Raw genomic sequence first — 19,887 nt, 5'->3', positions numbered from 1 at the left:
AGGAATCCGGGGTAGTCAAAAGTAGAAGTGCAGTCGAGCGATGGCCCGGGGTGGAGACCTATGCGTAGCGTAAGTGATACCACGATATGGCTTTATGGAGGAGAAATGGACGACAAGAAGCAAACCATAGGGAGATGGGCGCGGCCTGCGATCTACTTGGTATCCGTCGGAGGTGCGCTCGGCGCCTACGTTGCAGGGTTCGGTAGCAGTGGGCGCCCGATGGTCGAATTGGTACTGGCTATTGCGTGTGGACTGATAGTCGGGACATGGGTCAATTGGATCGCCACGACTAACCGTGGTCCGCGGCTTGCTCCGCCCGAAGCTCCTTAACCTCCGCGCGCAGATCTGCCAATTCCGCCCGCATTTCGGACATCACGGCCATCATTTCGTGATGCCTGCCGTCATCCAGCTTGGTTTCGGCGTCGGTGGCGTCATTTTGCACCTGTTCGACCAGCCAGGCCGACACCATTGCAGTGACCACACCGGCAATCGCAATGCCGCAGAGCATGAGCACGCTGCCCACAATCCGGCCCTGCGGGCTGATTGGTGCAATGTCGCCGTAACCGACGGTGGTCACGGTGGTCAGCGCCCACCAGAGTGCGTCTCCAAAATCGTCAACATGTGTTTCCGCCAGTGGCGCTTCGGCGTCGAAAATGGTGATCGCCGCAACCAGAATCATCAGGATGGTGGCCACAATCGTGTACATGGCGACGCTGACGCGCCTATTAGCGGCGGAATAGCGCTGTAGCAGCACCAAGGTCGGCACGATGCGTAGCACACGTAGTGGCCGGAAAATTGGTAGCGCCAGCAGGGCGAATTCCCACCAGCGTCGCCAGAACCATTCCCATCGGTTCTCGGCGAGGAAAAGCCGGACTAGATAGTCCACCAGGAATGCGCCCCACATGGTCCACATGCCGACGCTTGCGATGGACGACCCGACGGTGTCGCCGGTCTCCAGTACGGTCCACGCGAAGAAGACGAGGAAGAGCAGGGACATCAGGAACATCGGGCCTTCGACGCGGCGTTCCCACTTTTCTCGCGCTGGTGCGTCGGCCGCAACATGCGGGAAGAAGAGCTCCCGTGTCACCACCAGTGCTTTTTGAGGAAACGGCAGCGCATCGACCTCGAGTGGCGAGGCCGGGGAGCTGTGGTCTGTCTCGGTAGCGGAATTGCTCATGCGGGCAGTTATTACAAAGCAGGGCTCGCCTGTCCGCATATGGGGAAGAGCACTCACATGCCGCTAATAGCCTCCCAGTAGCCCACGAATCACGAAGTGACAGTTTGTCACTAAGGTGGTGTACATTTGTGTGGTCGATATCCACCACCTCTTTAAGGAGACTCCGGGCCAATGAATTCGGTCAGCCCAAAGAAGCTCTACTCAACCCTGGCCAAAGCAGAAATGGTCACGTGGACCCTGCTGATTCTTGGCATGATCCTGAAGTACGCCGCCGGCCTCGAGTGGGCAACCACCGTCGGTGGCTCCATCCACGGCTTCGTCTTCCTGTCCTACGGCGTCACCACCATTTTCGTGTGGATTAACCAGCGCTGGCCACTGAAGACCGGTCTGCTCGGCCTGTTCTCCACCATCATCCCTTACTGCACCGTGCCATTCGAGCGCTCTGTGGAGAAGAAAGGCATCCTCGAAGGCGAGTGGCGATTCCGTGAAGGTGGCGACACCCCAGAGACCTTCGTCGAAAAGGCAATGGCCTGGGTGCTGCGCAACCCAATCCTCGCCGTCGTCATCGCGCTGGTCGGTATCGCCGTCGTGTTCGGCATCCTAGTCACTATGGGCCCACCAAACACCTGGGGTCGCTTCTTCGAGTAAAGCCCTAGGGCAGCCCTGAGTTAGACCGGGGTCAACTCTGAGCCAGCAACTACATCGGCGTATATCCGAAGCTATTCCAGTCCGCCGGCTGTTCGATCAGCGGAATCGGGTTGTGCTGTTTACGCAGCTCACGCAGGTGTAGCACGTGGTTCCAGAGCGCCTGGTCTTCGTCGTTTTGCGGGAAGAACTGCCGCGCGGGACGAGGCTTGCCATCGTCATCAAGCGCAACATACGTAATCCAGGAATGCAGGGCCTTCTGCAGGTTATCGGTGCCCTTCAGTGGGTCGCCGGAACGCACCAGCACCCCGAGTTGCATGGCGTGTTCGCCGGTGTACAGCAGTCGTGCCTCGACTTCAATCAGGTCGCCGATGTGGATCGGCTTGTAGAACCGAAAACCGCCGGCGTAGACGGCCACGGTGTGCCGTCCAGTCCAGCCCATGGTCACTGCGGTAGCGGCCTCATCGACCCATTCCATGACGTTGCCGCCGTGAACATTGCCGCCCCAGTTCGCGTCAGTTGGCTTGGCCAGGAAACGGTTAATAATTTTCGGCGCAGTACCGGCGTCGGTGTAGATCTGCTTGCTCATCTCCGCTTCGATGTCTTTGCGCAGGTCAATACGGGACAAGGCGGCGGCTTCGAGCTGCTTTTCCTCGGCAGTCTTTGGGACGTACTTCGGCACAGCAGTTGGCCGTTTATCGTCGCCCATTGCCACGAAAATGACGATGCAGTCGCAGGTGCGTTTGAACACGCCGTCGCGTGGGTCAGCAGCAAAAACTTCGTTAATAATGTGCATGGAGGAGCGGCCCGTATGCGCAATCCGCGAGCGCACTTCCACAATGTGACCGGATGGGATTGGCCGGTTGAAGTGGATGTGCCCGAAGTAGGCGGTGACGCAGTAACGGCCGGACCACGCGGTTGCGCAGGCGTAGGCTGCCTTGTCAATCCATTGCAGTACGCGCCCGCCGTGGACTCCTTGGCGGTCGTTGAAGAGCACGTCGGTTGGGGCGGCCATGAAACGCAGAGTTATTGAAGAATTAGGCTGTGACACTCTTTCGACCTTAGTAGCCTTCGTCACGCCGCGGCCGCTACTTTGCTGATAATTCTCAGACACCACCCTGCTCGATGTGATCGCCCACATACTGCACCCCGCGATTATGGCACCCTTGATGCATGGCGAAAAAGGTCAGCGCCGACCAGTTGCGGTCGGCAATTGTTGCGGTGTCCGATTGGTTGCTTGTTGACGAATCGGTGGCCGAAAAACCGTCTCGGTCAGCTCTAGCTGCAGCAGTACGGGCGAGCGCACAAACGCTGGCGCAGATCGCGCCGGGTCATGCTGTGGAAGTGCGGATTCCGCCATACGCTGCCGTGCAATGTATCGCCGGGACAACGCATACTAGAGGCACGCCACCCAATGTGGTGGAAATGGATGCGCGTAACTGGTTGTTACTCGTTGTTGGTCGGCAGTCGTGGCAAGACGCTGACCTGGAATGTTCCGGCACCCAAGCCGCGGAGGTTGCGGAGTATTTGCCGCTGGTGAGTATCTAGGAGACGACATGGCCACCCCAGAACCGAAGAAACCTGCGGAGTCGAGTGAGCGGCGTGCCTCTGATGGTGCTTCGCACAAAGAGCAGCATGGCGGGGCAGTACAGCAAAAGATGAATTGGTTGCGCGCCGGTGTGCTTGGCGCCAACGATGGTGTTGTGTCGACCGCCGGCATGGTGATGGGCGTGGCTGCGGCCGGTGCTGACCATCAAGAAATCATTACTGCTGGCGTAGCAGCGGTCACTGCGGGCGCGGTGTCGATGGCGCTAGGCGAGTATGTGTCCGTCTCCGCGCAGCGAGACTCCGAAACCGAACTGATTGCCAAAGAGAAGTGGGAGCTGGAGAACTACCCAGAAGAAGAACACCAAGAATTGGTGGAGATTCTGAAAGACCACGGCATGAGTGAAGCCACAGCTAACACTGCTGCGCAGGAAATGGAAAGTAGTGACTTGCTGCGTACTCACTTGCGGCTGGAGCTGGGGCTTGACGGCGAGGACATTGTTAGCCCGTGGGCAGCAGCGTTTTCTTCGGCAGTCAGCTTCATTGTTGGTGCGGCAATTCCACTTCTTGCGGTGATTGTGGCCCCGTTGTCTTTTGCCACTCCGGCCATCCTGATTGGTCTATTTGTGGCGCTGGCTCTGACTGGCGGTGTTTCTGCCACCATTGGTGACTCTGGTCAAGGCCGTGCCATGCTCCGCCTGATGGTCGGCGGTGCCCTCGCTATGGCCGTGACCTTCGGAATTGGTTGGCTATTTGGCACCTCGGTAGCCGGCTAATCGACCGGGCGCAGGCGAATTTATAGCCCCAATGCTGTCGGTAGGTTGGGTAATGCGGTAGTTGCCGACTATCCTTTATGGCGTGGCTAACGATTTCACTTGCCCGACCAACCGCAAATCCAGCGCCGCAGGCCCACTGGATGACTTAGGGGAAACCCAACCACGTGAAGAATGTGGTGTATTCGGGGTCTGGGCACCCGGCGAAGACGTCGCAAAGCTAACTTATTACGGCCTATTTGCGCTCCAACACCGTGGCCAAGAGGCCGCCGGTATTGGTGTCGGTGACGGTGACCAAATCTTGGTTTACCGCGACCTGGGTCTAGTCAGCCAAGTTTTCGACGAACAAACACTAGACGCCCTGAAAGGCCATGTGGCCATCGGGCATACCCGCTACTCAACCGCAGGTGGCGCCAGCTGGGAGAACGCCCAGCCAATGTTCCGCACCACCGAATGCGGCAAAGACCTAGCCTTGGGACACAACGGCAACCTGATTAACCACGTTGATCTAACTGACCGCGCCCACGACTTGGGTCTGGTCAACCGTGACTTTGACCCATCAGACTCTGATGTCATCACCGCGCTGCTGGCGCACGAAGCCGCTGACGGTGACATTGAAGCCGCAGCTATGCGACTGCTGCCAACCATTGAAGGCGCCTTCTGCCTGACCTTTACCGATGGTGAAACCCTCTTCGCAGCCCGCGACCCGCATGGTGTCCGCCCACTAGCCTTGGGCCGATTGGAGCGAGGCTGGGTTGTTGCCTCGGAAACCTGTGCACTTGACATCGTCGGTGCATCTTTTGTCCGTGAGATTGAACCAGGCGAATTGGTCGCCATCGATAACACCGGTGTGCGGTCGGAACGTTTTGCGGAGACTAAGCACAAGGGCTGCATTTTCGAGTACGTCTACTTGGCTCGCCCTGACTCCGTCATCCGCGGCCGCAGCGTCAACGCGGTGCGCGTGAACATTGGCCGTCAACTGGCTCGCGAATTTCCGGCCGAGGGCGATTTGGTCATTCCAGTGCCAGAATCCGGTACACCAGCAGCAGTTGGTTACGCCCAAGAATCGGGAATCCCATTCGGCCAAGGCCTCACCAAAAATGGCTATGTGGGCCGAACCTTCATTCAGCCGTCGCAGACTATTCGCCAGTTGGGTATCCGCCTGAAGCTGAATCCTTTGAAGGAAGTCATCGCCGGTAAACGCCTTGTCGTTGTGGACGACTCGATTGTGCGTGGCAACACCCAGCGTGCCCTCATCCGCATGTTGCGGGAAGCTGGCGCCGCAGAGGTGCACGTGCGCATTGCGTCGCCGCCGGTGAAGTGGCCGTGCTTCTACGGCATTGACTTTGCCTCCCCAGGTGAACTCATCGCCAACGGTGTACCAGGCAAGGTACAGGACGTTGCACAGGTCCTCGCTGGAGTACTTGGTGCTGATAGCTTGGGCTTTGTATCCATCGACGGCATGGTGGAGGCCTCGCAGCAGAAGCGCTCGGAACTGTGCTGTGCATGTTTCGACGGCGATTACCCACTCGGACTGCCGCAAGCTAATGCCAATGCGGCTGCGGTACTCCGCATGCAGGGCAAGAACTAGTTACCAACCAACACACAGGAGAATGAAACCTAATGACCGAACACAATGACGCTGCTCAGCCAGAGGGCGCGTCTTACGCCGCCGCAGGTGTCGACATTGAAGCCGGTGACCGTGCCGTAGAACTGATTGCGCCACTTGCGAAAGCCGCGACTCGACCTGAGGTTCGTGGCGGTATCGGCGGGTTTGCCGGTCTGTTCGCATTGGGCCAGTACAAGGAACCACTGTTGGCTGCTGGTTCCGACGGTGTTGGTACGAAGCTTGCTGTTGCGCAGGCAATGGACAAGCATGACACCATCGGTGAAGACCTCGTCGCCATGGTTGTCGACGACCTCGTCGTGTGCGGCGCGGAACCATTGTTCCTGCAGGACTACATTGCCATTGGCAAAGTTGTGCCAGAACACGTCGCATCGATCGTCTCCGGCATTGCAGAAGGCTGCAAGAAGGCCGGTTGCGCGCTGCTCGGCGGCGAAACCGCAGAGCATCCTGGCCTGATGGAACCAGGTGAATATGACGTGTCCGCTACCGCAGTCGGCGTCGTGGAAGCCGAAGACCTATTGGGCCCAGACCGCGTCCGCGCCGGTGACGTTGTCCTTGCGATGGCTTCTTCCGGTCTGCACTCCAACGGCTACTCCCTGGCACGCTACGTGCTGCTGGAGAAGGCTGGTCTGCGCCTAGACGAACAGGTCGAAGACTTTGGCCGCACTCTCGGCGAAGAGCTGCTGGAACCAACCCGCATTTACGCCAAGGACTGCCTGGAACTGGTTGCCGAGACGGACGTGCGGACATTCTGCCACGTCACCGGCGGCGGATTGGCTGGAAACCTCGCCCGCGTGATGCCAGAAGGCCTCGTCGCTGAGCTCTCCCGCGGCACATGGACCCCAGGCCAGATTTTCCGCACCATCCAGGACCTCGGCCAGGTGTCGCAGGCTGAGATGGAGAAGACCTTCAACATGGGCGTTGGCATGATTGCGATTGTGGCGCCACAGGATCGCGACCGTGCGCTGGCACTGCTGACTGCCCGCCACATCGATGCGTGGGAGCTGGGCACCGTGCGCCGTGCGGAAGCCGGTGAGGAAGACCGCGTCATCCTCGACGGTAGCCACCCGCGCTACTAAGCACGACTGGCCCGCCACTGGGCTGCCCCGACAACACCAAAAGCTGTGCCGAGTGGTTTCAAGAAACCTTCGGCACAGCTTTTCGTGTCAGAACATTCAGCGCCTACGCGCTGGTGTACTCAAACGGTAGTTGAACAGAGTCAACGCCAGTCGTTGTGGTCGTCGGCTGCATAGCCGTATTCATCCCACTCCGAGTATTCGTCGTTGTTGTCGTCCTCGACGTTTTCACCGCGAAGTTCGCGCTGCAGACGTTCGAGGTCCATTTCTGGAGACTGGTACTTCAGCTGACGAGCAATCTTAGCCTGTTTTGCTTTAGCACGGCCGCGACCCATGGCCTGACCCCCTTGGTGTATCGGGGAGCTCGGGAATTCGGCTGCCCCTCGTTTTCATGATTAGTTTGTTCCTGTCACACACAATAGCCAATTGCCACGAAAAATTCCGCAACGAGCAGGTTGCGCAGTGAATTAGGGCTAAAAAGTTCGGCGAAATTAGCTTAACCAGCAGGAATAAAACCGACGCGGGGGCTGCAAAAAATTGCGGATCCGCACCCGCGTTTCGTCACAAAGTTCACTAACCGGGTTTAACCACGGCCCCGGAGCTTATTGATAGCCACCCGACCAGGCCGCTCCGCCTCTTCGCCAGGCATTGTTGCTGGGTCAATCTGCACGGACACATCACCGACAGTCAGCTCCGCCGCAACCACCGCAGCCCGCTTAATCAGAGCCAACGCAATCGGCCCATAATCCATATGCTGCACCACCGACCCCAAACGCCCGACGGTCCGGCCGCCGGCAGTAACCGCAGCCCCAACAATTGGTAGCTCCGGCGCGGAACCATCCAAATGCAGCAAAACCAGCACGCGCGGGGACCGGCCCAAGTTGTGCACTCGCGACACGGTCTCCTGTCCGCGGTAGCAGCCTTTATCCAGGTGAACAGCCCCACGCTCGGCGGTTGTGCCAATCCACGATGGCGCTTCATGCGGGATGGTGCGCTCATCCGTATCCACACCAACAATTGGTTTGAGCCAATTAACGCGCTCTGCCTCATATCCCAGCAAACCGAGCGGCTGCGCCCCTGCGTCAATAAGCCCATTGAACGCCGCCACCAACTGACCGCGCGGCACAATGAGCTCCACCGCACCCGCTGACGGGCCCGCGACGCGGCGGATGAAACCCTCTGGCCACGTCGGCACTCGAACAGCGGAATCGACGGCAGACGGCAATGCCAAACCCCCGAACTCCGAAACATTCGGCCCAACCCCGGACCCAAGCAGCGCCAGCACCGTGAGGTCGGTCAGCTCCACCTGGACATCCGACCAGAAGATCATCCGAGTGAGAAAAGTAAGGAGCTTATCGACGCCGCGATCCACCTCAAGGTACGCCGTACCATCGAGCTCGGTCACGCGGATTTCGTCGAGGACATGGCCCTGCGCATCCAGGTTTAACGCGCGAGTGGAGTGCCCATCGGGCAGCGTCTCCAGTTCCTGGGACAACAGTGTGTTCAACCAGGTCAGGCGTTCGGGGCCCGTCACCGCGATGATGCGGCGGAAAGATAAATCGACCACGCCCACGCCGGTTTCTACAATGCGTTGCTCCGTGAGGGGATTGCCATAATGCCACGCGACGGAATCGGCGAAACTAGGAGTGCCAGAAGCAGTTTCAGCTTCACTCTGTGGCTCAGGGGTGCGGGACATCGCACCGGCGACCGAGGACAAAATCGGGCTGACATCAGAATTGGTCACACCACGACTCTAGTCACAATTTCTGTCACAGTGAAGCGTCGTAAGATTTAAGACATGAACACTCCACCGCAAGTTCTGGTCAACGTCTACACCCCAGAACCGACTCTGCACCCCGAAGACCAGCCTCTGCTTTACGCCGATGACCTCGCCGCAGTCCGTGGCGACGGGGTATTTGAAACCATGCTGGTGCGCGACGGGCATGTCTGTAACCTCGAACGGCACCGCACCCGATTCCAACGCTCCGCCCAGATGCTCAACCTTCCGGCCCCAGACCTGGAACGGTGGGACAAAGCCACCGAACTAGCGCTCGCGCAGTGGGGTAGCAGCCACGACGGATCCATGCGGTGGGTGTACAGCCGTGGTCGGGAATCGACGGGGCAACAAACCGGGTTCATTATGCTCAACCCGCTGTCAGCAACCCAGCAGGAGCGGGCGGGGCTCCGGGTGATGACCGCACAGAAAGGTTTTTCCATCGATTACGGCAATACCTCGCCGTGGGCGCTTATTGGCGCGAAAACCTTGTCCTACGCGGCAAATATGGCGGCGCTGCGCTACGCGAAAGAACATGGCCTCGACGACCTGATTTTTATTTCCGCGGAAGGAAACGTGTTGGAAGGGCCGACCTCCACCGTTATCGCGGTGCGCGGTCGAACCCTGCTCACCCCAACCCCCGGCGAAGGTATTTTGTCCGGAACCACCCAAGCGGCACTGTTCGCGGAAGCCCGCAACCAAGGCTGGGAATGCGTGGAAACGTCGCTCACGGTGGCAGACTTGCTCGCTGCGGACGGCGTGTGGCTGGTCAGCTCGGTGCGGCTGGCGGCACGGGTCGTGGAAATTGACGGTGCCGCATTGCCGCAACGCACCGATGACTCAGCTATTGAGCAGCTGGTCGCCGCGGCCCTGGCGACCGAATAGGGGTTAACCAGCCCAGCGCTGCAGCTGCGCCGACATCCGCGGCACATACTCGTCGCCGTGGCGGCGCTCATCCACCCAGCCAAGGTCATTATTCGGCATCAGACCGTAGAGACGTTTGCCTGGACCAATGCTTGCTGGGCCAGTGGCGGTGACCAAGGTGGAGCCGGCCTCCAGTTCCCAGGCGCGTTCAGTGACTGGTTCGCCGTAGTAAATCTCCACCACACCAGTGGAGTGGCAGCAGGTGAACTCGATTTCGTCTTTGTCATTGATGCGCCAGAAGCCAGTTTCGCGCAGGTCTGGGCCGGTTGGTTTGCCGTCTTCGTCGAGTTTCCAGAAGCGGGCGTCGTACTTCAGGTAGTCCTCGCCGTCGTGGCTGAAGATAATCTGCTGGCCGAAGTTGTATTCGCCGTCCACGTGGGTGGAGGCTTGGCCTTTGCCGCGCCAGACACCGACGAGGGGCAGTAGCGCCAGCAGCGCATCCGAAATATTTGGGCCCTGCCGAAGGTTGGCGGTATCGGCGGGAATCGGTAGCCCTTCGAGCTCCTCGATATTCCGAGAAGCAGTGTGCTTAGCGGTTTCCGCTGCAACATTCACTGCTTCCGAGCCATCAAGGCGTAGCTCAGACAGGGGTTGTGATTCCGGGGTGGTGTTGGAGTCTGGCTCAGTCATACCCCGATCTTACCGATGCACGGGCGCTATTGGTCTTTGGTCTCGTCGTCGTTGGACTGGGGCGCCAAATCAGACACGCTGGTTTTGGTCCACAGCTCTTCCGTCTGAATATTGACCATGCCGCCAGTGACATAGATGCGGGTCGGCGGCGTGCGCAGCGGCAGCAGCCCCGGGATGAGGGTGAGCTTGAAGCCCTCCATCAGTTCCTTTTGTACGTCCGCTGGAATCTCCGTGGCTGGTGCTTCCACGTCAGATTTGTGGTCTACCGGGCCAGAAATAACTGATTCGGGCAGCAGCCAGACATCGCCATTGTCAATCCGCAGTCGCACATGGACCGTTGCGGGTGCCTCGAAGCCGTCCACTGTGCCGGTCAGGTCCGCTTCGGTTTCCCATTGTCCGAGCGGGGACATGTCTTTATGGTTGGCAATAATCAGGTCGGTCATGCCGAGCCGTTTGCCGAGCGCGACACCGTCCAGCCGCAGCGTGGAGTGGTAGCTTTTCGTCGGCGCGTGGTCATACTTGCCGCTCAGCAGCTGTTTTGGGGTGATTTTGAGGTGTTCTGCGGATGAAGTCACCGAAACCAGCCCGAATCCTTCGGCGTTCAGGTCGGTTGTGCGGACAGTGATGGCACGGATATTGCCAGTGAAGTACTGCGACACGAAAAACCCATGTACCTGCACTTTAGGGTCGGTGGGGAGGTTCGCTTCGGTGCGTAGCTGCCGCGCAATCCGATATTCCGCGACCATGCAGGCGCCGAAATCTGCGAGCACTGCCAGTCCAACAACGCAACACAATGCCACGATGCTGCGGACGACGGTGCGGTGGCGGTCGATAAAGGATTCAGTCACAGCTCTATTGTTACCTATAGACCAGACATGGGTTAATTGCTGCTTCGAAAAGGGAGTCTCCATATGACTGTGAATTGGAAATCTGTTGCGCCGGCCCGGGCCGAGGAGATTGCGCAGCTGTGTGCCCGCGCCGCTGAGCAGGACGGAGTGGAGCCGCTGTCGGAGGCATTTCTGCGTGGCCTCACGGAGCCTGCGCTGCGGCACCGCCATATTTTGTTGGCGTCCGATGGCGCGGTCATCAACCCGGAGAGCACAGCGCCGGTGGCAGCGATCCTTGCGATCGCGCCGGGCACCCCCGTGTCGGCTGAGTTGGTGGTCGACCCCGCTTTTCGACGTCGTGGGCTGGGCTCTATTTTGTTAGATGTGGTGGCCAGCTCTGATGGCGCTCAAGTCTGGGCGCATGGGGATATCGCTGCCGCGCAAAGCTTGGCGGCAACTCGTGGCATGCGCAAGCAACGCGAATTGCTGCAGATGTCGCGGGACCTGAGCGTACCCGTCGAGGTGGGGGAGACCCCAGCGGGAGTGGAGCTACTGAGCTGGCCGGCGGCTGCCGAGCGTTGGGGCGCTGATTTCGTCGATAAGCAATGGCTCAAGGTCAATAACGAGGCCTTCCATTGGCATCCAGAGCAGGGTGGATGGTCGCTGGCGGATTTGAACCAGGGGCGGGACACCGCGTGGTTTGACGCCTCCGATGTGTTGCTGGTGTGGCAGGAAGGTACTCAGGAGTTGCTGGGATTTCACTGGTTGAAGCGGCATGCGGCGGATGCTGGGTCGGATGGAAAGCCGTTTGGCGAGGTGTATGTCATTGGGCTTGCCGATGCTGCGCGGGGTCGGGGAATTGGTTCGTGGCTGACACGAGTGGGGATGGCTCGGCTGCAGCAGGGCGGGCTGGACCGGATCGTGTTGTATGTCGAAGGCGACAATGCAGCGGCGGTGCGAAGCTACGAAAATAATGGATTTATCATCAGTCGCCGCGACTGTACCTACGTCCAGTAGCTGTTCGCGGGCAAACTGAAAGTGAAGAACATAAGAAATTAAAGCTAATTCTCAGATTGGTCTGTGGTCAATTAGCCCTATTTAAAGTGGAAGTGACCTAATCGACCTACTAATTCACTTTAAATTAACCTTGATTGTGCTTAGTAGACACCCGGGTTCGTTAAGTTTCTTAGCTGACGCGTGAACGAATGTTCATACTCAACTTGTCTTACACGGAGGAAAACGTGAACCCGAACTTCAAGCGCACTGCAGGCCTGATTGGCCTTGTCGCAGCAGGCTCCCTCGTCCTTTCTGCTTGCTCTGAGGACACCAGCAACGGCGGCGACGATAAGTCCGCTTCCGACCTGAACCTGTCCGGTACTTCCGGCCAGCTGACTGGCGAGGGCGCTTCCTCCCAGCAGAAGGCTATGGACCTTTTCAACCAGCTCTACTCCGAGAACGTTGACGGCGCTGCACTGTCCTACAACGCTTCCGGCTCCGGTGCTGGTGTCAAGCAGTTCACCGCCGGCACTGTCGCTTTCGGTGGCTCCGACTCCCCACTGAAGGACGAAGAAGTCGAACCAGCTGCAAAGCGTTGCGGTGGCAACGAAGCATGGCACCTGCCAATGGTCATCGGCCCAGTTGCGATTGCCTACAACCTGGAAGGCGTCGACAAGCTGGCTCTGACCCCAGAAGTCATCGCTGAAATCTTCGACGGCAAGATCAAGAAGTGGGACGACGAAGCAATCAAGAAGCTCAACGAGGGCGTTGAACTGCCTTCCGAGAACATCACCGTTGTTCACCGCTCCGACGAGTCCGGCACCACCGACAACTTCCAGAAGTTCCTGAAGGCTTCTGCCGGTGACGCATGGCCACACGAGCCATCCAAGGTCTTCCCAGGCGCTGGCTCCGGTGCTTCCGGTTCCTCCGGTGTTGCTGACCAGGTTGCAGCAACCAAGAACTCCATCACCTACGTTGAGTCCGGCTTCGCAACCGAAAAGGACCTCGGCGTTGCTGAGATCGACTTCGGTAACGGCCCAGTTGCTCTGAACGCTGACTCCGTCGGTGTTGCTCTGGAAAACCTGAAGTACAAGACTCCAGAAGACTCCCACAACATGGTCATCGACTCCAAGGCTCTGTTCGCCATGGACACCGAGGGTGCATACCCACTGGTTCTGACCACCTACGAAATCGTCTGCTCCGCTGGCTACGACGAGACCACCCGCGACATGGTCAAGGACTTCCTGACCATCGCTCTGGAAAAGGGTCAGACCGACAAGCTGTCCGAGCTGGGCTTCATCCCAGTTAAGGGCGCTTACAAGGACAAGCTGGTTGCGGCTGTCGACGCCATTAAGTAACTCCTGCACTTGGGCTTCGGCCTAATTAGGACCCCCGAAGTGACTCAAACGGCGCTCGGGGGTCTTTAGTGTGCAATCACTTTTCACCAATATCAACAAAGGATACGGAGCTATGACTAGCCCACAACCCGGTGAAGCAGTAGCGGAAAAAGAACCGATGCTGATGGCCACCGGCACCCCGTCTCCGACGAAGGAAACGCAAACCACTGCCACCACCACTGGCGCTGGCGTGATTCGCCCAGGTGACCGGGTCTTCCAGATTCTGTCCGTTGGTTCTTCTTGGCTTGTCACCATCATCATCGCTGCAGTCGGCGTCTTCCTGCTGATGCGTGCGGTGCCATCTTTGATGAACAATGACGCCAACTTCTTCACCTATGGTGGCGAATGGAACCTCGCCGATACCACGGCAATGCAGTTCGGTATTCCGAACCTGTTCTTCACCACGGTGACCGTGTCGTTGGTCGCACTGATCATCGCAATGCCAATTGCCCTTGGTATTGCTATCTTCTTGTCGAACTACTGCCCGAAGAGCTGGGTCCGCCCACTCGGGTTCCTCGTTGACCTGCTAGCTGCAGTCCCGTCGATTGTTTACGGTATCTGGGGCTTCATGGTCTTGGGTCCATTCCTGGGCCCATTCTACGATTGGATTAACAGCTGGGCTGGTGGCTTCGTGCTGTTCGCACTGCACGAAAACTCCCCAAGCTTCTCGACCTCTCGTAACCTCTTTACCGGTGGCATCGTCTTGGCAATTATGATTCTGCCAATTATCGCGTCCACCGCGCGTGAAGTTTTCGTTCAGACCCCGAAGGGCCACATCGAATCTGCACTGGCACTGGGCGCTACCCGCTGGGAAGTTGTCCGCATGACCGTGCTGCCATTCGGCCTGTCCGGTTACATCTCTGGCTCCATGCTGGGCCTGGGTCGTGCGCTGGGTGAAACGATGGCGCTCTACATGGTGATTGCATCGTCCGCGGCCTTCACCGGTTCGCTTTTCGACGGTGGTAACACCTTCGCAACTCACATTGCATTGCACGCACAGGAATTCAACAATGACCTCATGGCTGGTGCCTACATGTCCGCCGGTCTGGTCCTGTTCTTCCTGACCTTCATTGTTAACGCCGCAGCTCGTGCCGTGGTCGGCAAGGCATCGGCATAAGGGAGGAAGTGACAATGACTACTGCAACTCCAACTACTCAGAAGCCAGCGGCTACTAAGTCGGCGTTCACCGACATTTCCGGTCGCCGCAAGTCCATGAACACCTTCATGACGGTCATCGTGTACGCCGCTATGGCGTTGGCCTTCATTCCTCTGGTGTGGGTGCTCGTGGAACTGCTCATCCGTGGTTCCGGTGTCGTGTTCACCGCTGACTGGTGGACCAAGTCTCAGTTCCGCATTCTTTACGGTGACGAAGGTGGCGGTGCGCTGCACGGCATCATCGGTACCCTGGTGCAGGCTGTTGCCGCATCGGTGTTCTCCATTCCAATCGGTATCTTCGTGGCGATTTACCTCGTTGAATACGCCGGTAACTCCCGCTTGGGCAAAATCACCACCTTCATGGTGGACATTCTGTCCGGTGTGCCTTCCATCGTTGCTGCGCTGTTCATCTACTCGCTGTGGATTGTGCTGCTTGGCCAGTCGCGTTCCGGTTTCGCTGTGGCGCTGGCACTGGTGCTGCTGATGGTGCCAATCGTGGTGCGTAACACCGAAGAAATGCTGCGTGTTGTGCCGCAGGACCTGCGTGAAGCTTCCTACGCTTTGGGTGTGCCGAAGTGGAAGACCATTGCGAAGATTGTGCTGCCAACCGCCCTGTCCGGCATCGTGACCGGCATCATGCTGGCTATCGCACGTGTGATGGGCGAATCCGCACCAATGCTGATTCTGGTTTCTACCGTCAACCGCATCGAATGGAACCCATTTGGTGCGTCGCAGTCCTCGCTGCCGCTGATGATGCTGGACTTGTACAAGTCCGGTACCACCGGCCCAGCTGCTGACAAGATGTGGGGTGCAGCTCTGACCTTGGTGCTCCTCATCGCCCTCATTAACGTTGCCGCCCGGGTTATCTCGGCGAAGTTCTCGGTTAAGACCCACTAACCGTCCCACCACATCAGGAGACATTGAACAATGGCTAAGAGCCTTGAACTCAAAGACGTCGACATTTTCTACGGCGACTTCCACGCTGTTAAAGACGTCAACCTCACCATCCCGCCAAAGTCCGTGACCGCCTTCATCGGCCCATCCGGCTGCGGTAAGTCCACGGTGCTGCGCTGCCTGAACCGCATGCACGAGGTCACCCCAGGCGCATACGCAACCGGCGAGATTCTGCTGGACGGCGAGAACATCTACGGCCCTAAGGTCGACCCAGTGTCCGTGCGTAACACCATCGGCATGGTCTTCCAGAAGCCAAACCCATTCCCAACCATGTCCATCGAAGAAAACGTCGTCGCTGGTCTGAAGCTGTCGGGTGAAAAGAACTCGAAGAAGCTGAAGGAAATCTGCGAGCGTTCCCTGCGTGGCGCAAACCTGTGGGAAGAAGTTAAGGACCGCCTGGACAAGCCAGGTGGCGGCCTGTCCGGTGGTCAGCAGCAGCGCCTGTGCATCGCCCGCGCCATCGCGGTCGAGCCAGAAGTTCTGCTGATGGACGAGCCATGCTCCGCTCTGGACCCAATCTCCACCCTGGCTATCGAAGACTTGATTCACGAACTCAAGGAAGAGTTCACCATCGTCATCGTGACCCACAACATGCAGCAGGCGCAGCGTGTTGCTGACCAGACCGCTTTCTACTCCCTGGAAGCAACTGGCAAGCCAGGTCAGCTGATTGAAGTTGGCCCAACCGAGAAGATTTTCTCGAACCCAGATAACGAAACCACTCGCCGCTACATCTCCGGTGAGTTCGGCTAAACCAGCCGGTTTTCCACCGCGTTCCGCGTAAGACAAGGAGCCTTGCTGCTCGGGGTTAATCCCGGCGGCAAGGCTCTACGCGTTCCTAGGAAAACTTCGCGCGGACCTACGCGTCGTCGTCAGTAAGCGGACCGAACTGCCGCTCCAGCGTCTCGAAGTGCATGTTGATCAAGCGGGCCTGCTCCGGGTCCTTGACCTGCGGGATGTAATCAGCAGGGCGGTAACCAGTCGCCAGGTACACCACGCGGGCACCGACCTCAACAGCATGATCCGCAAACCGCTCGAAATAGCGAGACAACAAGGTCACGTCAACGGCCTGAACAGTGGTGCCCAGCCATTCCTGACGGGTAGTCTTCCCGAAAACTTCCTGATGCAGCGCGTCGACTTCATCATCATCAACCGCCAACTGGAGCGCCGACGCTGGGTCAAATTCCAGAAGAACCTGCCGCATCCGGTTTGCCATATCGTCGCAAACAGCAGCCATCCGTGCGAAGTCAGCATGCATGAAATCTGGCAACGCTGGCTTCGGGTGCCGACGGCGTGCCACTTCAGCAATATGCATCGACAATTGACCCATCCGCGCCAAGTCCTGGACAATATAGAGACCAGAGACAAGCTGACGAAGGTCACGGGCGACAGGGCCCTCCAGCAGCAACATATTGTAGGCGCGGGAATCGGCTTGGTCTTGTAGTGCTTCGAGTTGTTCGCGGGAGGAAATCACGTCCTCAGCAGCTTGCAAATCTGATTCGAGCAGCGCGAAAGTGGCCTTGGACAATTGTTCGTGGATCAAATCGCACATGACCACAAGGTCATGCGAGAAGTTAGCCATCTTTTCACGGTAGACCGTACGCATGCGCCTAAGTCTAGTGACAGAAGTAGTGTTTCGCTCAATAACCGCAGGGCACAACGAAAATGACGGCAGTGCCCATGGTGCAGTCCGTGCTGCGTGGCGTTGATTTATCCGCCAGAACTCATAATGTCCGCCGCATGCGGCACCGTTTCATCCTCAGGATCATCCAGCCATCCCTCCGGCAACGTCACCTTCCCAGCCGAACCTTGACGGCCGCGCGGGCCATCAGCATCATTCGGCAACGCAGTGGCCACCTCAGAGTCGCGAACGTCATCAAGCAAAGATTGCAACTGCGCCAACGACTCAACCGTCGCCAGCGAACGGCGCAGACCCGAACCAGCCGGGTAACCACGCAAATACCAACTGATGTGTTTGCGCAGCTCACGAGTGCCAATGTATTCACCATCATGAGCGCACATCAGCTCGGCATGGCGGTACATAATGTCGCATACCTCCGCAAACGTCGGCGGCGCCGGCACCTCCTTGCCCTGCAGCTCCGCGGACAACTCCGCAAACAGCCACGGCCGACCCAGGCAGCCACGGCCGACCACCACACCGTCGCAACCGGTCTGATCCATCATCCGACGCGCATCGGACGCCGCGAAAATATCGCCATTGCCCAGCACCGGCACGTCATCGAAACCATGCGCCCCCATATGCTCCTTCAGCCGCGCAATCTGCGACCAATCAGCCTGACCGGAATAACGCTGTGCAGCAGTGCGACCATGGAGCGCCACCGCAGCAGCACCTTCCTCCGCAGCAATCCGCCCAGCATCCAAGTGCGTATGGTGCTCATCATCGATGCCTACGCGGAATTTTACCGTCACCGGAATATTCGTGCCTTCCGTCGCACGCACCGCGGCAGCAACAATATTGCGGAATAGCCGACGCTTATACGGCAGGGCAGAGCCGCCACCACGACGCGTCACCTTCGGCACCGGGCAACCAAAGTTCATATCAATATGATCCGCCATGTCTTCGTCGACAATCATTTTCGCGGCGCGGTAGGTGTAATCCGGGTCCACCGTGTACAGCTGCATAGACCGCGGATTCTCCTGCGGATCAAACGTCGTCATATGCAGCGTCTTCTCGTTGCGCTCCACAAGTGCGCGGGCGGTGATCATTTCGCAGACGTACAGGCCAGAGACCGTCCCGGTGCGGGCGAGTTCCTGCTCACGGCACAGCACGCGAAACGCGACGTTCGTCACCCCAGCCATCGGGGCAAGAACGACAGGTGACGGCAAATCAAATGGACCAATACGAAGCACGTCCCTATTCAACACCCTGACGTGCCAAAAGATCACATCGTGACGGCGACTACAGTGATAACGGAGAACTCAGCGACTAGGAACGCAGGAAGGCGAGGTGCAACGCCGCAATGGGCCAAGGCAACCAAGCAGCGACTCAACCAGGCAGCGCCTGGGAAGGCCACCAGGCAGGAACCAGCGGCCACCGCCGCGTAACCATCACATCATTTCTCGCCGGGCTCGCAGCCTTCATGTCGATGTATGCCACCCAAGCGTTGCTGCCCACCCTCTCCGACGCGCACACCGGCTTCGGCGCTGACGCCGCTTCCGTCGCCTTGACCGTGTCCGCCACCACCGGCATGGTCGCTCTTGCCACTATGCCGCTATCCATCCTGTCGGAACGTTTCGGCCGTGGCCGCGTCATGGTCGGTGGCGCAATGGCCGCCGCCATCATCGGCATCGTGGCATCCTTTGCGCCGAACCTTGAACTGCTCATCCTAGGCCGCGCAATCCAAGGCCTCGCCCTAGCGGCCGTCCCAGCTGTGGCCATGGCCTACCTGTCTGAGGAACTGCACCCCGACTCCCTGGCCAAAACCATGGGACTCTACGTCGCCGCGACCACCGTCGGCGGTCTGACCGGCCGCATTATCCCGGCGGTGATGCTGGAATTCGTTAACTGGCGATGGTCCATGGTGGCAGTCGGGTTAGTGTCCTTGGCCTGCGCATTCATCATGGCTTCACTGATGCCGCCGGCTCGCAGATTCTCGCCGAAGCAGCTCAGTTTCCGCGGCGAAGCCCTGGCAGTACTCAGCCACTGGCGCCAGCCACGCATGGTTGTCCTTTTCGCCGAAGCCTTCCTGCTGATGGGTGGTTTCGTCTCCCTGTACAACTACGTCGGCTTCCGCCTGAGTACCCCACCGTTTGGCCTGTCGCCGTCCCTGGTTGGCATCGTGTTCCTGATTTACCTTTCGGGCACATATTCCTCGACCCGCGCCGGGCGCATCGTCCAGGCCGTCGGTCGTGGCCCCGCGGTGCTCATTGGCATCGGCTCCGCGTTTTGTGGTTTGCTGCTGACCTTGTTTAACCACTTGGCCCCGATGCTCATCGGCATGATTATCTTCACCGCCGGTTTCTTCATCGCCCATTCCGTGGCCTCCGGTTGGGTCGGCATTTTGGCGCAGCGTCACCGTGCCGAAGCCAGCTCCTCCTACCTGATGGCCTACTACGGTGGTAGTTCGATTTTGGGTTACCTCGTTGGTTTTGGTTACGCCGCCGCCGGCTGGGGCGGAGTAGTGGCTTGGACTGGCACGCTTTACGTGATTGGCTTCTTTTTGGCTGGTTGGATGTATTTACGGTCCCGGAAAGCCGCTTAAATGGGGGCGATTTTCACAATTCCCTCGGTGGGCGTTAAACTGTACCGACGTGCGGGCCTTTAGCTCAGTTGGTAGAGCTGCGGACTTTTAATCCGTAGGTCGCGGGTTCGAGCCCCGCAGGGCCCACGCCACCCCGTCTATCTTCCCAGGTAGGCGGGGTTTTTGAG

Annotated in this window: 20 protein-coding genes and 1 tRNA gene; 13 read left to right on the top strand and 8 right to left on the bottom strand. The window is 58.7% G+C overall.

Features of this window, described 5'->3' with window-relative positions:
• Positions 1 to 289 precede the first annotated feature (289 nt).
• Positions 290 to 1,177, bottom strand: a complete 888-nt coding sequence (locus tag A3EC_RS0108705; RefSeq protein WP_018024798.1) for a potassium channel family protein — start codon at positions 1,175 to 1,177, stop codon at positions 290 to 292.
• 171 nt (positions 1,178 to 1,348) lie between these two features.
• Between A3EC_RS0108705 and A3EC_RS0108700 the strand changes: the two genes are divergently transcribed.
• Positions 1,349 to 1,825, top strand: coding sequence for a DUF3817 domain-containing protein (locus tag A3EC_RS0108700; protein WP_018024797.1), 477 nt, complete (start codon positions 1,349 to 1,351; stop codon positions 1,823 to 1,825).
• Between the two features lie 49 nt (positions 1,826 to 1,874).
• Here the strand turns inward: A3EC_RS0108700 and A3EC_RS11900 are convergent, their stop codons facing one another.
• Entirely contained in the window at positions 1,875 to 2,837 is a 963-nt protein-coding gene (locus tag A3EC_RS11900) for an acyl-CoA thioesterase (RefSeq protein ID WP_018024796.1), read from the bottom strand.
• Positions 2,838 to 2,995: 158 nt separating this feature from the next.
• Between A3EC_RS11900 and A3EC_RS0108690 the strand changes: the two genes are divergently transcribed.
• The 4 genes from A3EC_RS0108690 to purM all read left to right on the top strand — a co-directional run bounded on the left by A3EC_RS0108690 (position 2,996) and on the right by purM (position 6,846).
• Positions 2,996 to 3,370: a sterol carrier family protein gene (locus A3EC_RS0108690; RefSeq protein WP_018024795.1), complete on the top strand. Its 375-nt coding sequence runs from the start codon at positions 2,996 to 2,998 to the stop codon at positions 3,368 to 3,370.
• Between the two features lie 8 nt (positions 3,371 to 3,378).
• Complete coding sequence (locus A3EC_RS0108685) at positions 3,379 to 4,143, top strand: VIT1/CCC1 transporter family protein (protein WP_018024794.1); 765 nt, start codon at positions 3,379 to 3,381, stop codon at positions 4,141 to 4,143.
• 82 nt (positions 4,144 to 4,225) lie between these two features.
• Positions 4,226 to 5,731: an amidophosphoribosyltransferase gene (purF, locus tag A3EC_RS0108680; RefSeq protein ID WP_018024793.1), complete on the top strand. Its 1,506-nt coding sequence runs from the start codon at positions 4,226 to 4,228 to the stop codon at positions 5,729 to 5,731.
• Positions 5,732 to 5,763: 32 nt separating this feature from the next.
• Complete coding sequence (gene purM, locus A3EC_RS0108675; RefSeq protein WP_018024792.1) at positions 5,764 to 6,846, top strand: phosphoribosylformylglycinamidine cyclo-ligase; 1,083 nt, start codon at positions 5,764 to 5,766, stop codon at positions 6,844 to 6,846.
• 140 nt (positions 6,847 to 6,986) lie between these two features.
• On the opposite strand, the gene A3EC_RS0108670 is transcribed toward purM, so the two are convergent.
• Both A3EC_RS0108670 and ygfZ read right to left on the bottom strand, forming a co-directional pair.
• On the bottom strand, positions 6,987 to 7,178 hold the full coding sequence (locus tag A3EC_RS0108670; protein WP_018024791.1) for a DUF3073 domain-containing protein: 192 nt from the start codon (positions 7,176 to 7,178) through the stop codon (positions 6,987 to 6,989).
• Between the two features lie 248 nt (positions 7,179 to 7,426).
• Positions 7,427 to 8,587 (bottom strand): CAF17-like 4Fe-4S cluster assembly/insertion protein YgfZ, encoded by a 1,161-nt coding sequence (ygfZ, locus tag A3EC_RS0108665; protein WP_018024790.1) that lies wholly within the window; start codon positions 8,585 to 8,587, stop codon positions 7,427 to 7,429.
• Positions 8,588 to 8,641: 54 nt separating this feature from the next.
• Between ygfZ and A3EC_RS0108660 the strand changes: the two genes are divergently transcribed.
• The gene (locus A3EC_RS0108660) at positions 8,642 to 9,502 is read left to right on the top strand and encodes an aminodeoxychorismate lyase (protein WP_018024789.1); all 861 of its coding nucleotides are present in this window, start codon (positions 8,642 to 8,644) and stop codon (positions 9,500 to 9,502) included.
• A gap of 3 nt (positions 9,503 to 9,505) precedes the next feature.
• Here A3EC_RS0108660 and A3EC_RS0108655 read toward each other — a convergent pair whose 3' ends face one another.
• On the bottom strand, positions 9,506 to 10,171 hold the full coding sequence (locus A3EC_RS0108655) for a heme-binding beta-barrel domain-containing protein (RefSeq protein ID WP_018024788.1): 666 nt from the start codon (positions 10,169 to 10,171) through the stop codon (positions 9,506 to 9,508).
• Positions 10,172 to 10,197: 26 nt separating this feature from the next.
• Entirely contained in the window at positions 10,198 to 11,019 is an 822-nt protein-coding gene (locus tag A3EC_RS0108650) for an LmeA family phospholipid-binding protein (protein ID WP_018024787.1), read from the bottom strand.
• 63 nt (positions 11,020 to 11,082) lie between these two features.
• On the opposite strand from A3EC_RS0108650, the gene mshD reads away from it, so the two are divergent.
• The 5 genes from mshD (at position 11,083) to pstB (ending at position 16,250) form a co-directional block, all read left to right on the top strand.
• Positions 11,083 to 12,015, top strand: coding sequence for a mycothiol synthase (gene mshD / locus A3EC_RS0108645; RefSeq protein ID WP_018024786.1), 933 nt, complete (start codon positions 11,083 to 11,085; stop codon positions 12,013 to 12,015).
• A gap of 224 nt (positions 12,016 to 12,239) precedes the next feature.
• Positions 12,240 to 13,352 carry a phosphate ABC transporter substrate-binding protein PstS gene (pstS, locus tag A3EC_RS0108640; RefSeq protein WP_018024785.1) on the top strand — a complete coding sequence of 371 codons (1,113 nt, stop codon included), beginning with the start codon at positions 12,240 to 12,242 and terminating at the stop codon, positions 13,350 to 13,352.
• A gap of 112 nt (positions 13,353 to 13,464) precedes the next feature.
• The gene (pstC, locus tag A3EC_RS0108635; RefSeq protein ID WP_018024784.1) at positions 13,465 to 14,508 is read left to right on the top strand and encodes a phosphate ABC transporter permease subunit PstC; all 1,044 of its coding nucleotides are present in this window, start codon (positions 13,465 to 13,467) and stop codon (positions 14,506 to 14,508) included.
• Between the two features lie 8 nt (positions 14,509 to 14,516).
• Entirely contained in the window at positions 14,517 to 15,443 is a 927-nt protein-coding gene (pstA, locus tag A3EC_RS0108630; protein ID WP_425386774.1) for a phosphate ABC transporter permease PstA, read from the top strand.
• A 30-nt stretch (positions 15,444 to 15,473) separates the two neighbouring features.
• The gene (gene pstB, locus A3EC_RS0108625; protein WP_018024782.1) at positions 15,474 to 16,250 is read left to right on the top strand and encodes a phosphate ABC transporter ATP-binding protein PstB; all 777 of its coding nucleotides are present in this window, start codon (positions 15,474 to 15,476) and stop codon (positions 16,248 to 16,250) included.
• Between the two features lie 106 nt (positions 16,251 to 16,356).
• Here the strand turns inward: pstB and phoU are convergent, their stop codons facing one another.
• Entirely contained in the window at positions 16,357 to 17,103 is a 747-nt protein-coding gene (gene phoU, locus A3EC_RS11895; RefSeq protein ID WP_018024781.1) for a phosphate signaling complex protein PhoU, read from the bottom strand.
• A 104-nt stretch (positions 17,104 to 17,207) separates the two neighbouring features.
• Complete coding sequence (gene dusB, locus A3EC_RS0108615; protein ID WP_018024780.1) at positions 17,208 to 18,368, bottom strand: tRNA dihydrouridine synthase DusB; 1,161 nt, start codon at positions 18,366 to 18,368, stop codon at positions 17,208 to 17,210.
• A gap of 110 nt (positions 18,369 to 18,478) precedes the next feature.
• On the opposite strand from dusB, the gene A3EC_RS0108610 reads away from it, so the two are divergent.
• Both A3EC_RS0108610 and A3EC_RS0108605 read left to right on the top strand, forming a co-directional pair.
• Positions 18,479 to 19,720, top strand: coding sequence for an MFS transporter (locus A3EC_RS0108610; RefSeq protein WP_018024779.1), 1,242 nt, complete (start codon positions 18,479 to 18,481; stop codon positions 19,718 to 19,720).
• Between the two features lie 53 nt (positions 19,721 to 19,773).
• Positions 19,774 to 19,846 (top strand) — tRNA-Lys (locus A3EC_RS0108605).
• Positions 19,847 to 19,887 lie beyond the last annotated feature (41 nt).

Origin of the sequence: Corynebacterium ulceribovis DSM 45146, assembly GCF_000372445.1 — a bacterium.
Lineage (GTDB): Bacteria > Actinomycetota > Actinomycetes > Mycobacteriales > Mycobacteriaceae > Corynebacterium > Corynebacterium ulceribovis.
Note: the sequence above shows the minus strand (reverse complement) of the source record. Positions and strands in the feature narration are given on the sequence as shown.

Coding starts and splice junctions, on each gene's coding strand:
- purM (WP_018024792.1), top strand. CDS start 5,764: ATGACCGAACACAATGACGCTGCTCAGCCAGAGGGCGCGTCTTACGCC.
- A3EC_RS0108705 (WP_018024798.1), bottom strand. CDS start 1,177: ATGAGCAATTCCGCTACCGAGACAGACCACAGCTCCCCGGCCTCGCCA.
- A3EC_RS0108700 (WP_018024797.1), top strand. CDS start 1,349: ATGAATTCGGTCAGCCCAAAGAAGCTCTACTCAACCCTGGCCAAAGCA.
- A3EC_RS0108610 (WP_018024779.1), top strand. CDS start 18,479: ATGGGCCAAGGCAACCAAGCAGCGACTCAACCAGGCAGCGCCTGGGAA.
- A3EC_RS0108685 (WP_018024794.1), top strand. CDS start 3,379: ATGGCCACCCCAGAACCGAAGAAACCTGCGGAGTCGAGTGAGCGGCGT.
- A3EC_RS0108690 (WP_018024795.1), top strand. CDS start 2,996: ATGGCGAAAAAGGTCAGCGCCGACCAGTTGCGGTCGGCAATTGTTGCG.
- phoU (WP_018024781.1), bottom strand. CDS start 17,103: ATGCGTACGGTCTACCGTGAAAAGATGGCTAACTTCTCGCATGACCTT.
- A3EC_RS0108670 (WP_018024791.1), bottom strand. CDS start 7,178: ATGGGTCGCGGCCGTGCTAAAGCAAAACAGGCTAAGATTGCTCGTCAG.
- A3EC_RS11900 (WP_018024796.1), bottom strand. CDS start 2,837: ATGGCCGCCCCAACCGACGTGCTCTTCAACGACCGCCAAGGAGTCCAC.
- pstC (WP_018024784.1), top strand. CDS start 13,465: ATGACTAGCCCACAACCCGGTGAAGCAGTAGCGGAAAAAGAACCGATG.
- mshD (WP_018024786.1), top strand. CDS start 11,083: ATGACTGTGAATTGGAAATCTGTTGCGCCGGCCCGGGCCGAGGAGATT.
- A3EC_RS0108660 (WP_018024789.1), top strand. CDS start 8,642: ATGAACACTCCACCGCAAGTTCTGGTCAACGTCTACACCCCAGAACCG.
- A3EC_RS0108655 (WP_018024788.1), bottom strand. CDS start 10,171: ATGACTGAGCCAGACTCCAACACCACCCCGGAATCACAACCCCTGTCT.
- pstB (WP_018024782.1), top strand. CDS start 15,474: ATGGCTAAGAGCCTTGAACTCAAAGACGTCGACATTTTCTACGGCGAC.